At 41.1% G+C, this 14,103-nt stretch carries 11 protein-coding genes; 6 read left to right on the top strand and 5 right to left on the bottom strand.

All coding sequences use genetic code 11. The annotated features are described in order from the left end of the window. Nucleotides 1-47: 47 nt before the first annotated feature. Nucleotides 48-890, top strand: a complete 843-nt coding sequence (locus Q0Q74_RS06540) for a hypothetical protein (protein WP_294429504.1) — start codon at nt 48-50, stop codon at nt 888-890. A 45-nt stretch (nt 891-935) separates the two neighbouring features. On the opposite strand, the gene Q0Q74_RS06535 is transcribed toward Q0Q74_RS06540, so the two are convergent. Then, nucleotides 936-1,523 (bottom strand): L-threonylcarbamoyladenylate synthase, encoded by a 588-nt coding sequence (locus Q0Q74_RS06535; RefSeq protein WP_294429503.1) that lies wholly within the window; start codon nt 1,521-1,523, stop codon nt 936-938. Then, nucleotides 1,504-2,001, bottom strand: a complete 498-nt coding sequence (locus Q0Q74_RS06530) for a septum formation initiator family protein (protein ID WP_294429501.1) — start codon at nt 1,999-2,001, stop codon at nt 1,504-1,506. Before Q0Q74_RS06530 ends, Q0Q74_RS06535 begins: the two co-directional genes overlap by 20 nt. A 191-nt stretch (nt 2,002-2,192) precedes the next feature. Here Q0Q74_RS06530 and Q0Q74_RS06525 point away from each other — a divergent pair, with 191 nt between their 5' ends. Genes Q0Q74_RS06525 through Q0Q74_RS06505 form a run of 5 tightly spaced genes read left to right on the top strand, consistent with a single transcriptional unit; the run spans nt 2,193 to nt 10,721 of the window. Then, nucleotides 2,193-5,258 (top strand): hypothetical protein, encoded by a 3,066-nt coding sequence (locus Q0Q74_RS06525; protein WP_294429499.1) that lies wholly within the window; start codon nt 2,193-2,195, stop codon nt 5,256-5,258. After that, nucleotides 5,258-6,154, top strand: a complete 897-nt coding sequence (locus Q0Q74_RS06520; protein ID WP_294429498.1) for a hypothetical protein — start codon at nt 5,258-5,260, stop codon at nt 6,152-6,154. The genes Q0Q74_RS06525 and Q0Q74_RS06520 overlap by 1 nt, the downstream gene beginning before the upstream one ends. Before the next feature lie 3 nt (nt 6,155-6,157). Then, a complete protein-coding gene (locus Q0Q74_RS06515) occupies nt 6,158-7,693 on the top strand; it encodes a 6-hydroxymethylpterin diphosphokinase MptE-like protein (RefSeq protein WP_294429497.1) in 1,536 nt (511 codons plus the stop codon). Next, complete coding sequence (locus tag Q0Q74_RS06510) at nt 7,690-9,171, top strand: 6-hydroxymethylpterin diphosphokinase MptE-like protein (protein WP_294429496.1); 1,482 nt, start codon at nt 7,690-7,692, stop codon at nt 9,169-9,171. Before Q0Q74_RS06515 ends, Q0Q74_RS06510 begins: the two co-directional genes overlap by 4 nt. Further along, nucleotides 9,168-10,721: a hypothetical protein gene (locus tag Q0Q74_RS06505; RefSeq protein WP_294429495.1), complete on the top strand. Its 1,554-nt coding sequence runs from the start codon at nt 9,168-9,170 to the stop codon at nt 10,719-10,721. The genes Q0Q74_RS06510 and Q0Q74_RS06505 overlap by 4 nt, the downstream gene beginning before the upstream one ends. Here the strand turns inward: Q0Q74_RS06505 and Q0Q74_RS06500 are convergent. From Q0Q74_RS06500 to Q0Q74_RS06490, 3 genes are all read right to left on the bottom strand, one after another. Further along, the gene (locus Q0Q74_RS06500; protein WP_294429494.1) at nt 10,708-11,307 is read right to left on the bottom strand and encodes a tetratricopeptide repeat protein; all 600 of its coding nucleotides are present in this window, start codon (nt 11,305-11,307) and stop codon (nt 10,708-10,710) included. The genes Q0Q74_RS06505 and Q0Q74_RS06500 overlap by 14 nt on opposite strands. A gap of 5 nt (nt 11,308-11,312) precedes the next feature. After that, nucleotides 11,313-12,209, bottom strand: a complete 897-nt coding sequence (locus Q0Q74_RS06495; protein ID WP_294429493.1) for a hypothetical protein — start codon at nt 12,207-12,209, stop codon at nt 11,313-11,315. Continuing rightward, on the bottom strand, nt 12,196-14,103 hold a 1,908-nt coding region (locus tag Q0Q74_RS06490; protein WP_294429492.1), incomplete at its 5' end, for a DUF5915 domain-containing protein. The genes Q0Q74_RS06490 and Q0Q74_RS06495, both read right to left, overlap by 14 nt.

The following is a 14,103-nucleotide window of genomic DNA, read 5'->3' as shown; positions in this document are numbered from 1 at the left end:
AATTGAAGAGTCCTGTCATAAAAGAAAGGCTTCTTTGCCTCATATTTATGATTCTCAGTCCAATAGCGGCGCCTCAGGCAGAAGATTTTCTGGTTGATTATTACGGCGTTGTTTCCTCGTCTTCCGATTCAAACATGCTCAAAATGGCACAGGATGTTTTTTTCAATCAGTTAAAATCAATTGACGGAATCACCGTTGATGACAAGCGTCCTGATTTAAGCAAAGCCTCCGAATCACTTCCACATTTTATAGATACAAATGCAAAAGTCCGCTTCTATGCAGAAGTAAACGACCAGAAAAACGATTCCGGGCAGACAGTCTGGCAATGCCGATTCAGTGTCGTTACCTCTTCAGACGGAATTACGCACACGGTTTCAGCAGTTTACGAGTCTTATTATAAGATTCTTGTCGGAGCAAAAACTGCAATCGAAAAAGTCCTCTCAGACTTAAAATCACCTGCCCCCGAATTCGCAAATGCAGACAAGGCAAATCTCGAAGCTGATTTTAAGACAGGCGTCGATATCGAATCACTTGCGGGAACCTGGAGCGGAGAACCTTTCGCCGACAAAATAATAATTCTCCGCGGAGGGCGAGGTTTCGTCATATTCAAGAACGGCGCCACAATGAACATCAAAATCTCTGTCAAAAACGCCACCATCGACGGCATGAACACCAACCTTGAAATCTCTCAGGTCGGAAAGTCAAATGCATCTTTCTTCCCGGAACTTCCAAGAGAACAGGCCCTCGCATGTGCAGCAACTGCATCCCCAATCAAATGGAATTTCTCACTTACCTCAGCCGACACGCTCGAAGGCATAAAAAATACCATCATCCAGACGAATGATGGTACCGAACCAGGAACAGTAAATTCCAGCTGGAGCAGAAGATAGTTGCATCCATCCAGCAGTTTTTCAAAAATTGCTCATTGCTAATTCCTAATTGCTAATTTCTAAAGCTCCCTGTCGTATTACTTTTACATTCCCGCTTTCATCTATTGCAACAATCGTCGAAGGAATTCCGTTTCTTTTGTCACCGTCATCGACAATCAGGTCAACTTCTTTTCCAAATTCATTTTTTATCTGCTGAATATTATCAAGAGTCGCACTGCCACTTCGATTCACGCTTGTTGAATAAATCGGAGCGCCGCATCGTGCAATCACACCGCGAAGCCATTCATCACCCGGGCAACGGAAAGCAGTCGTCTCAAAATTTCCGTCTTTTGCGAAGGTATGCACTATGATTGAAAGAGGACCAGGCCATTTTTCGAGAAGGTTTTCAGGAATCACATCCCGTGTATATTTCTTTATATCTTCAGGTTTTGCGAGAAGCTGAATCAGATGTTTTTTTTCATCCCTGCCCTTTATCTGGCAGATTTTTTCATTGGTATGGAAAGAGTAATGTCTTCCGTCAACAATGCCTGAAAATCCGTAGACAGTATCGGTTGGAAGAACGACAATTTTTCCCCTTCTGAGGTAATCAACTGCAATCTGGCTTGACTCATCATCACACTTGCGGCAAATCATAGACTGGAATCCCCTTTATTTTCACCTTATTCTTTTTAACAGCGGCATCCTTAGGCCTGAAATCCTTCACAATCAAATAAAGATAGGTCACAAAGAACATCAGAAGCCCTGAGACTTTGCAAAACCATTCTGGAAGCGAGTAAGGGTCAACAGACTTGATTGGCGTTCCCGTTTCAAAATGGTATTCGTCGATAGAAATAAGCCCGTTGATTTTAACAACTTTCTCTCCATCACGAACATACCCCATTTTTCTGGCAAATCCCGCGATTACATCAGGATCTTTTTCCAGAGCCGTATATTCAAGAGAGAGACTGTCATGAATTTTCTGAATTTCATCAGCACGGGCGCTGAGGATTCTTTTCTGTTCGCGGAGCTGTCCGTCTGCCCAAATTCCGTCCGTGCCGCATGTAAACGAGACAAGGACATAAATTGCAGTACCGGCAAGGGCTGCAGTGAGAATCCTGAACATTTTTATCATAGCTTTTTGAATATCGGCGGGACTAACAAAATTCTAAAACTTTTATTAAAAAAATTGGACTTTTCTTTGATATGTATGATACAATAAATGGATAAGGTGTAATTTTTAGAAGAAAAATACCGATAATATATCTAAGATTTTCTTATAGAAAGCATACACTGGCTTTCCAATTTCACTTTAAGGGGAACAATATGAGTGATTCAGATAAAACAAATGAACTTGACAATTACGGCGTTTGGGTTAAAAAACCGCCGCGCACAGTTTCATCTGAAATTGAAGGAAATATGGACTTTTTGTCTGATTCAGGCGACATTAGCGATAATACAGATTCCAGCAGCATAGACAGCGATTTACCGGATTTTTCCGCAATTGATGTGGTAGATGAAGGCAATGACGGTGATTTTGGAGCAGACGAAACTGCACTTTCAGCAGACGAGCTTGCAAATATCGCCGAAATGGGTGCAATGCCTTCAGAACAAGAAACAAGTTCCCCCGCTCCTTCAGGAGAAAGCGAGGAAATCTCACTTGATGAATTTATCGAGGGAGGAGTTTTCGAGGGTGACGAACAGAATTCTTCACCGGCACCAAGCGCACCTGAAAGCACTCCAGCCGAAGAAACAGTTGATGTTTCAGAAGATTTCGGTGTTTCAAGTGATGTTTCAATTTCCGATTCTCCAAGCATTTCTGAAGCACCTTCCCTTTCCGATGATGGTCCGATTGACATTGACCTTTCATTCGACGATTCAGCATCTTCTTCAGCCTCATCATCATCTTCTTCATCAGCACCGGTCGCAGATGTTCCGGGTTCCGAAGAAGTTGATTTAAGTGATTTCGGAATTGATTTTGGCGATGATTCTTCATCATCGGGTGAAAGCAGTTCTGTTTCTGATGACGGTTCAGAAAGTGTTGATTTAAGCGAATTCGGAGTTGATTTCAGTGACGATTCATCAGGCTCATCAGAAGCTTCCCCAGCTCAGGAACCAGAAGCAAGCGCACCAAAAATCAACGATGACGGCACCGAAGAAATTTCACTCGATTCCTTTGGTTTTGACATAAACGCAGATAACGAACCACAGCCAGCAGAAAGCAACTCAACCGAATCAAAACAGGAAGACGAAGGATTCTCTGTTTCAGCAGATGAACCAGAGGTTTCTGCTCCAGCAGCAGAAGAGACTGTCCAGGAAACAGAAGTTTCCGGCGGTGATGCCGATGAGGTTCCAAGTCTTTCAATGCAAAGCGAAACTTCAGAGTCTTCAAGCGAAGAAGAACAGTCTTCATCAGTATTCACAACTCAGGACGACGATGATTTTGACCTTGATTCAATCATGGATTCAATTCAGGATGAAAATGGCGAAATCACTTCACTTAACGATGCGGTTCCATCAGATTCAGCAGAACCTGCAGTAGAAACAGAGGCAGTTCCAGAAGAAACAGTTGATTTTTCTGAACCGGCAGAAAGCATTGAAAGCGATTCATTCGTAAGCGAAGAAGTGCCTGTTGGAGCATCAGAACCAGCTGCATCAGAAGAAGTCAATTCATTTGAAACCGCAGATTTCTCAGAGCCGGCCATTTCAGACGAACTCGATGAACCTTCTGTAACAAAAGAACCTGTAGTTCAGGAAACAATCGATGTTGTTGATATGGAAGAACCTGTATTTGAAGAAACCTCAGTTGATATTTCAGAATCAGCACTTCCAGAAACAGAAAGCTTTGAATCTTCAGAAACAGCCGAAATTCCGGCAGAAAATCCATTTGAACTTCCGCCGGATGATGCCTTCACAAGCGCAGTTTCAGAAGAAGCAACAATTGTTGAAGAACCTGTTGCAGAAGAAAGCATTTCATTTACAGAGCCTGAAATCGAAGAAGAACCTATTCCAGAAACCTTACCTGATGAAATCTTTGAAGATTCATCTGCCGAACCAGAAGCAGAACCTGCTTTTGAAGAACCTGTCGCCGAAGAATCTTTAAATACAATTGAAGAAGCCGTAACAGAAAATGAACCTGTAGAAGAAAAACCCGCTCCTGAACCTGAAGCTTCTCCAGAAGCTCCAAAACAGGATGCAGAAATCAGTGCGGCAGCAAACAGCATTCTCAGCCAGATTGCATCAGAGCTTTCTTCCCTCAGAAGTGAGATTTCAAACCTCAAAACCGAATTCGAAGAGCTCAAAAATAAAGAAGCCGTTTCTCCTGCCGCTCCAGCGGTCGAAGCAGTTGAAGAATCAGAAAGCAGCTTTGATATTCCGGTTGAAGAACCAGCAGAACAGGAATCAAGCGGTGGATTCTTCTCAGATGATGACGAAGATGACACAATTGCCCTTTCTCTCGATGAAATGGACAACATCCTTAATAATGTTGAACTCGTTGAAGAAAATGCACAGGCAATTGAAGCTCAGTCAAGCGATGTCTCTGAAGCCGTTCTTGAAGAACCAGAAGAATCAGTTTCTGGCGAAGAAGTTACAGAATCAGTTGAAGAAGAACCAGAAGAATCACTTGATTTTTCAAATGACAGCATTGAGGAACCGATTCTTGATAATATCGATACAAATGTCGCAGATGAAGACCTTCCAGAAGAAATCCTCGTTCCAAAAACAGACGACATTCTTGTTGAATCAAGCAGTGAAAATCTCATAGCCGAAGAAAATTCAGCAGATTCACTTCTTGAAGGCGAAGAAGAAGCGCTTGTATTTGATTCTTCAGACAGTGCTGATTTGTCAGAAGAAGATGCAGAATCGCCAGCCTTTGAAGTTGAAACGGAGACTGCTCCTGCAGAAGCTGAAAGCACAAATCTTGTTGACGAGCCATTCGTATTTGAAGAAGAAGACAGTCAGAAAGCAGCAAGTGCAGAAGCTACTGTAGAAGAAGAGGTTGCAGAATCAGAAACCCAAATTTCTGATGAAGGTGAAACAGCATCAGAGGGCAATTTCACAGAATCTGAAGCCGAGTATACAGAAGACGAAGCTGATTCAGGCGAAGAAGAAGAATCAAGCGGAATTTCAATCAGCGAACATGAACTTGATAACCTCCTCTCTTCAGAAGCAGCACTCGCAGAAGAAAACAATAGAAACCGCGAAGAAGAAGAAAACGCTAATCCAGTTCAATCTTCAATTCCGGTCAACTTACAGAAAGAAATCAAATCGGTTCTTTCATATATGGATCAGCTTTTGGAAAATCTTCCCGAAGAAAAAATCGCTGAGTTCGCACAGTCAGAGCAGTTTGAAACTTACAAGAAACTGTTCAAAGAGCTGGGGCTTGACTAATGGATACAACAGAATACTTGGCCGCAAACAGCGGTCTCTTAAAAAGAGCGCAAAGAGTTCTCGCTGATGTAACACCGACTTTTTCAAAATGGGCAAAACGCTCTGGTTTTGTTCGGGCGGCAATTCTCTCACCATGCAGCACTTCAGACGGAAAGTTCTATTATGTAACTGAATCTGTCGGCTTTACTGCAAGAGAAATGGCTCTTCTTACAGAGACACAGGAATACTGGATGACAACGCTTTCCCGTGCCTTTGAGTGGCAGTGCTTCTCCAGAGATTTTAACGAACTTGACAAATTTGACGGTCTTTTTGATGACGATATTTTCGTAAACATCAATAAGATTTTCTTCCTTCCATTCAGGAATAAAGACAATCCGCATATTTTTGTTCTTATTGAACTTGATGAAGATGATGACATCAATCTGGCACCTGCTTCAGAAGCCGCAGTAATGCTCAAAAATATCATTGAATTCAAGCGTCAAGAAAAGAAAATTATCGCCAAATTTGAAAAGAACATTGACACTGGGCTCGAAATTTCCGAAAGCAGACTTTATATTCTTTCACTCAAGGTCTGTATTGATGAAGAACTTGCAGGCATCGAACTCCCCGGTGACGAGCTGCGTAAACTCGTCGTGCAGTCAATCACGGACGCTGCACAGACAATCGTTGCGCCTCTTTTCAGAGCGCCAAATTGTTCCAACATCGGCAGTTCAAGCGGAGAAATCAAGGTTGTTATGTTCGCAAAAGATGAAGAAGATGAACAGCTTCTCGCCTATCACATCGGCCGAACTCTCATTGCACTTCTCGGACTAAAGGCCACTAAACAGATTCTTCTGCTTTCAGCAGGTCTGTGTCCAAACAAAAAAGGCACGCTTGATTTTCTTTGCAAGGGTTAAGCAATGTCTCCCAATCTGATTTTTGAAAACAGCAAGTCAGGCGAACTTACATGCTGTTTTCAAGGGAAATATCTACATTCAAAATACAATCCCAAAAATGAGGGAGAAAAATTTGCCGCGAATCTACAGGCGGATTTTTCCCCTCTTTGCATTTTTATACTCGAACCAGCGCTTTCTTACTGTGCTCAGTTTCTAAAAAATCGTTTCCCAAACGCAAAAATATGTGCAATCCGTTATTGTAAAGATTTTTCACAAACTGACTATCTTTGGGACAAAGTTTTTTATCTGGAAAAGCAGAATATCATTTCTTTAGAAGAAGTTCTCTTCAATGCACTCGGTGAGGAACTGCTCATTTCAAGTCTCGCCTTTGACTGGCAGCCTTCAAAGTCAGTTTTTCCCGAAGAATCATTTGAGGTATGGTCCTCATTAAAAAAAGCAATTCTTAAAGCCCGTGATGTCATCGGAACCAGAGCATATTTTTCAAAACGCTGGCTTAAAAATTCACTCATTTTCGCAAAAAACATTAATTACGGATTCACTCTTGAAAAAGGCGATTCACCGGTCATAATAGCGGCCTCTGGTCCCAGCTTAAAATCTTCACTGCCCTACCTCAAAAAATACCGTGACTCATTTTTTTTAATCGCACTTTCATCTGCTTTTATGCCGTTGTCAAAAAATGGAATACAGCCCGACATTTTGATTTCCAGTGACGGCGGTTTTTGGGCAAAAAAGCACCTCGCCTTTCCAGGAAATGCTTCTAAGCCGTTTTTTGCACTTGAGGCAGAAAGTGCGGCACCAATAAAATTGCTTAATGAAAATAAAATAATTCCGCTGTGCTATGATGATGGTCTTGAAAGAGATTTTCTCGATACAATTTCCGTTCCATACATGCTGTCTGAACGAAACGGCACTGTTGCGGGAACCGCCCTCTGTTTTGCACATTCTCTTACAAACGGTAAAATTTATCTCTGCGGTTTGGATCAGTGCCCTTCACCTTCTTTTCAGCACACTCAGCCAAATGCACTTGAAATTGACAACGCTAAAAAAGATTTTAGGCTTTCCACGGCAGAGACACGAATCACAAAATCCCGATTCAATTCAGCGGCTGTACTTGAAATTTACCGCCAATGGTTCGTCTCGAATTCATCCCGCTTTTCAAAGAGAGTTTTCCGACTTTCTGACAATTTAAAATATGACTTTTCTCTAGGCGAAATATCAGAAGTTAACTGGGAAGACTTTAAGAAAAATGAAACTGTTCATCGAGAATCTAAAAAACCAGAATTCATACAAAGAAACGAAGGCATTCATGGAGAAGAAAGAGAAAATCTTCTATTAAATAAACTTCGCGAAATCTCAAAAACACAGAAGTTTCAGAACGAAGTTTTTCCGATGGATACGATTCTAATCAAACGGGAACTTTCCGAAGAAAAACGATTGACACTTAAATCGAATCTTGAAGAAAAGACAGAAAAATTACTGAAAGACTGCGCAAAGTTGATTTTCAGTTCAAAAAATCAGGCTGAGAGAAATTTGAAATGAACGCATATTCATATTATAAGATAGAAACTGCAAAAGACGGTAACGAAATTCCGTTTTGCAGGAATACCGAAACAGGAGCCGAGATTTCACTTCACTCAAAATATAATCCGATTAGGGAAGCTCAAGGCTTTGCTTCAACGGCTTCGGATTCGTGCTCTTTTTTTATTGTTCTTGGACTTGCAGGCGGATACCACATTTCAGCCCTTCTTGAAAGATTTCCAGAATCAAAAATCCTTGTGCTCGAAAAAGACGAACAATCCCTAACTTTTTTAGAGCAAATTCCGCAGGTTAAAGAACTTTCAAAAAACAGTCAGGTGCAATTTTCAACTTTAACAGATATTTCTCAAAAAATTCTAGAATCATACAAACCCGCGCTTCATGGCAATCTTTCAATTCTTTCTCTCCGCCAATGGGAAAATATTTTTACAGAAGAGGCAAAAGCGGCACGCGAAAAAATCACTCAGGCAATCAAGCTCCTCGCGCAGGATTTTTCGGTGCAAAGTCATTTTGGTAAAATCTGGCAAAAAAATATCTTGTCAAACCTCTCGCTGGCAGAAAAAGCATGTTCTTTCAACCAAATTCAAAAGATTGCAGAAAAAAAGAAAAAAGCCGCTGTAATTGCCGCCGGTCCAAGTCTTGATGAGCAAATTTACCGGCTTAAAGAAAATCAAAATGATTATTTCATAATTGCGACCGATACCGCATTTTCTGCACTGGAAAAACAGAAAATTAAATGCGATGCGGTTGTCTCAATTGACGGACAGCAAGTTTCACATGAGCATTATATGGAAAATCTTTCTGCTGATACGCTCTATGCCTTTGATTTGTGTGCCGCAACTTCCGCAGTAAGAAAAGTCCTCAAAAAATCAGCAAATTTTATCTTTTTTGAAAGCGGACATCCGCTCGCACAGTATGCCTCTTTCTTCGATGGAAAGCATAATTTCGAACATTTGAATGCAGGAAGCGGCACCGTTACTATTGCAGCTGCCAGTCTTGCACGAAAACTCGGTTTTTCAGACGATAAAATCGAATTTTTTGGCGCAGATTTTGCTTATATCGGCGGAAAACCATATTGCCGGGGAACCTATCTCGAAAATCAGTTTTACTCAAAATCAAACCGATTTGACGGAGCCGAAAAATTATACACAAAAATCATGTTCCGGACTGAGACAAAAAAACTTTCTGAGAATGCAATAACCACGGAAATTCTTGAAGCATACAAAGATTCCCTCAAAGATTTCATGGAAAACTCAAAAAATCCTGATGAAAAGCAAAATTCCAGCGAAGAAGGTAAATTCAGCCTCAAATCATTTAAATCTAAGTATTGCAATGAATTAAAGCAAGCATTCAAAAACGAAAGAGAGATTGACGAAAAATCTTACGCTCTCATGACTCTCCTTCCTCTGATCGCAAAAATGGGAAAAGACAAGGCTTTTATTGCATACCTTAAAACATTAAGTTATACTGAAAGAGTATGAAAAAGCCAATCACTATTATTTCAAGTATAAGTATCATCCTTTTTTTAACAGCAATCGTCTGGTTCGGAGCAGGCATTTACATAGACAAAAAAACTGGAACACAGAACGCCGACTCGCGCTTCGAAAAATTACTCAACGACACAAAAGAAAACTTCTCACGCAACGCTTACGGCAGCCCTGAATTCTCAAACAGTTTTATCCACGCAATCGGTAACATTGATGACTTTTCATCACTCAAACTTGAAGTCAACGGGAATCTTGTCTATTCATATCCGCCAGAAATTTTCACAATTCCCTCTCCAGAACTCATAAAATCATATACCGAGAGCATCAGTCTTGAAAATACATGTTTTACTCTAAAAGCATCGATTTATCTGATGAAGCCGCTTTCAATTTACAATCATTCAAAGGTAGCTTTCCTGCTGATTCTGGCCGGCACAATCGCTGTTGGAATTTTCCTTGTACTTTCCGATTCACTTTCAAAAGATTCAACGATTTCTTACACACCTTCAAAGCGAAAAACTCAAACTTACCGCCCAATAATGGAAAACAAAGCTTCAGAAAGAGCAGTTGCTGCCCCTGAACCAGTAAGCAATAAAACAGAAGAAAAATCAATTCCAGAACAAAAAGAAATTGTAGCTGATTCAAAACCAGCCGAAAAAGCTCCTGTCGAAGAAAAATCGAATTCAGAAGAAGTTATTACAATTTCTTTTGATGACAACCAGCCTTTAAAATCAGAAAACCCAATTTTTGATCCAGAAAAAATCATCCGCGATGAAGAAAATATCGAAACAGTCGCAGAACAGCCCGAAGATGAAAAAGGGCTTGATATAATCGACCAGTTTGAACAGGCAAATCAAGAGTTTTCAGACGGGAATTTTCTTTCAGATTCACTCTTTAGCGAAAAACCAGACGAAATCGAAAAATCAGTATCGTTTGATGAACCAGAAACACAAATCTTCCAAAACGAGCCTGAAAGCAACACTCAGCCCGTTTCTGAAGAACAGGATTTTGATTTTGAAGAACCAAAGATTGAAATACAACTCGACGAAAAAACTGAAAATACAGAAAATGCTGACTTGTCACCAATTACCAATCTGTATTTCCAGGCAAGCCTGAATCAGAAACTAAATGAAGTCATCAAAAACGAAGGCCAGGCTGTTCTCGTACTCATTAAAATCAACGGTCTGGACCGAGGCAATTTTATCTCGCAGGAAATTATCTCTATTCTCAAGACCGTTCAAAGCAAAGTTCTTCTCTTTGAGTATAAAGCTGATGCATACGCTACAATTTTGCGCGGAGTCGATTTACAAGCGGCTGTCGATATTTTTGAAGAAGTTTACAACAAAGTCGCAGATTTCCTTAAAGACAATAATGCCGTAAACGAGGTTTCAATCGGTATATCGTCTGTAAGCGGAAGAAATGTTGATGCAGAACGAGTCTCGCTTGAAGCTAATCAGGCCTTGGAATATGCTTCACAAGACCCTGATTCGCCAATTGTTGCATTCAGGGTAAATCCTGAAAAATACAGAGAAGTTAGCGGGGAATAGCACGGTCAGCATTGAAATTGTCTACGATTTCAGAAAGCTGCTGTGCAAAAGTTGTAATCTGCTTATTGTCTGGGAATTTCTCTTTTAAGGTAAAAAAAGACTCTTCGGCATCTTCGCCACGCCCCGCATTTATCAGAAGCGCAACAAAAGATTCAAGAAGATTTTCATTATATGGATTTAGGGAAAGTAAATCCCGATACTGATTAATTCCATCGTCTATATTACCACTCATAACCGTGATATAAGCAAGGGATGTTTTTAATTGCGTATTCTCTTTATCAAGATTTAAGAGAAAAGTATAAGCTTCCCGTGCATTTTCCCAGTCCTTGGCGAGCGCATAACATCTGGCAAGTTTATAATATGCCGTTAGATACAAATCTTCATTTCGCATTGCAAGTTTGTAATATTCAGCGGCTTTACTGTAATTTTTTATTTCAAGATAACCGTCTGCAAGCTGGTTATATTCGTTTGCAAGATTTTTTAGAATGATTTTAGATTCACCTGGCACACGAAGAGAAGACGATGCACAGGAAAAAAGAGAAACTGCAGAACTAAGAAAAAATAATTTTATAAGGAACTTTTTCATTAAAACTACCGGATTAAAAAGAAGATTTGTTCTTGTGTAACTGGTAAATCAATAATCGTTATCTGAGACGGCCCTGTCTGGGTAATTTTTGCGGGAATACCACTGCCAAAGAAAGCAATTTTCATCATGGCAATAGTTGCCTTAACAGTACGAGCTTCAGCAAGATTCAAAATCAGTTTTACATTAAACTGTTCTTTTACACCCTGATATTGAGAAAGCTCGGCAAAAACAGAATTTACAGGAACGCCTATTTCGGAACCGAGAAAGACCTTTGTAAAAACCTGCGGTTTTGGAGAATACAACTTTATGTCAGCGGCCAATTCTTCATGCAAAAAACGATAAGTTTTTTCAGTAAGACGCGATGAAAGCAGATTCAGATTATATGCTTCAACCTTTGACGGTTTATTTTCCTGGAAAGTTGCAAAAGCAATATCATTGTACTTTTTGACCATAGGTTCGATTTTTCTGGACAAAAAGGCATTAGAGGAAGAAGGCAGACAAAGCTGATACTGAGTCTGCTGATGAGTGTAAACAGTCTGCTGCTCAACAATTCCACCCTTCCACCCGTTCTTTTCTCGTAAAGCAAGTCCAACGAAAGCTGTAGGAATATTTCCGCTTGCAGAAAGTTGAATTTCACCATCCGAGTCCACTGCGATATAAGCCGTTTCAAGCCGTTCCGTGATTTTTCTAGCATCATTTTCAGAAATTTTTGCAAGATTCTGAACTGCCAGCGTAACAAAATCAATATTTGGCTGAACTGGCACAGAAAGATACATTGCTAACCCCGGTTCAAGAACATCAAACGCGTCAACAGGATTGAGTTCGGGTGCAGACTTACATGAAAAGAAACTTGCGGTAATCACAGCGACTGCCGCAAGTTTTGCAAGCTTAAGCCTTCTCAATAGAAATGCTCCATGTTTTGTCATCGGCCTCTACAGAAGCAGGTTTTGAAAGTGTATCCTTCCATTCCTGAACTGTGGCAAGAGTTTCACCTGCAACGAAGTCCTTGAATTTTGAGAAAGCATCTTTCAAATCAGAATCTCCTGAAACAAAGAGCTTGATTCTATCAGTGACTTCAAATCCGCTCTCTTTGCGAAGGTTCTGGATTCCGCGGATAAGATCACGGATGTAGCCTTCTTTTTTAAGTTCGTCAGTGACTTTTGTATCAAGACCGACTGTGAGCGTACCATCATTGATGACTTTGAGGTCTTCTTTTTCGATACGCTCAACAATAATTTTATCTGTATTCAAGTCAACGCTCTGTCCATCGACATCGAGAGAGACTTTCTTTCCGCCAAGGATTTCAGCAATTGCTTCGTTTTTAAGTTCTTTGATTTTAGCTGCGGCTGCCTTCATTTTTGCGCCGAGCTCTTTTCCAAGAACCTTAAAGTTTGCCTTTGCTTTGTATTCGACAAGCTCATCCTCGCGCTCATGGAAGATTACTTCCTTAACATTGAGTTCTTCACGGATTGTATCAATCATGCTTTCGAGAACGCTTCTCTCATCTGCATTTCGAGTAACAAGCTGTGTAGAAGCCAATGGCTGACGGTTTTTGAGGTTGAACTGGTTTCTGAGGCTTCGTCCCATTGAAACAGCCTTTTGAACAGTATCCATGCGGAACTCAAGTTTTTCATCACGAAGTGCTGCATTGTAAACCGGGAAATCAGCAAGATGGACAGATTCAGGATCGTTTTCAGTGCGAAGATTCTGCCACATGCTTTCTGTTACGAACGGAATGAACGGAGCCGCAACAAGTGAGAATGATTTGAGCGCATAGTAAAGTGATTCATATGCCTCAGACTTGTCGCTATCGTTTTCACTCTTCCAGAATCGGCGGCGGCTTCGGCGGATGTACCAGTTGTTAAGCTGGTCGATAAAGTTAATCAGAGGATCAATAGCAGAACTCAAATCGTAGTCATCTAATGCTTCGGTAACATCTTTGACCATTTTCTGAGTGATTGAAACAATCCATGCATCGAGAGGATTTGAAGGCTTTAAGCCCTCGAAAACGCTGCCTTTTGCAGTGTAATTATCGATATTTGCGTAAGTTACAAAGAATGAATATCCGCTCCAAAGAGGAATGAGAATGTTCTTGAGAACTTCGCGGACGCCATTATCTGAATAGCGCAAATCATCAGCCTTTACGACAGCAGAATGTGTAAGGAAGAGACGGAGAGCGTCGGCACCGAACATGTTGATTGCCTCAACAGGGTCAGTGTAGTTCTTCAAAGACTTAGACATTTTGCGTCCATCTTCAGCAAGAACAAGACCGTTTACGATACAGTTTTTGAAAGCCGGAGTATCGAAAAGTTCTGCCGCAAGGATTGTGAGCGTATAGAACCATCCGCGAGTCTGATCAAGTCCCTCTGAAATGAAATCAGCAGGGAAATGCTTTTCGAAATACTCTTTATTTTCAAACGGATAATGCTGCTGAGCATAAGGCATTGAACCAGACTCGAACCAGCAGTCGAAAACCTCTGGGATTCGGTGCATTGTTCCGCCGCACTTACATTTGATTGTTACTTTATCAACAAACTGCTTGTGGAGGTCGTCCAAATCAACACCGCTCTTTTCTTTGAGCTCGGCACGGCTTCCGATACAGATTTTTTCGCCGCAATCGTCACATCTCCAGATAGGAATCGGGTTACCCCAGTAGCGGTTTCGGCTGATTGCCCAGTCGCGGCTTCCTGCGAGCCATTTTCCGAAGCGGCCATCCTTAATGTGGGCAGGCTGCCATTTAATCTGGCTGTTTGCCTTGAGCAAGCGGTCATGCTGGTCAGCAACTTTTACGAACCA

Source organism: uncultured Treponema sp., assembly GCF_946187725.1.
Lineage (GTDB): Bacteria > Spirochaetota > Spirochaetia > Treponematales > Treponemataceae > Treponema_D.
This window is presented reverse-complemented; position numbering and strand designations above follow the sequence as displayed.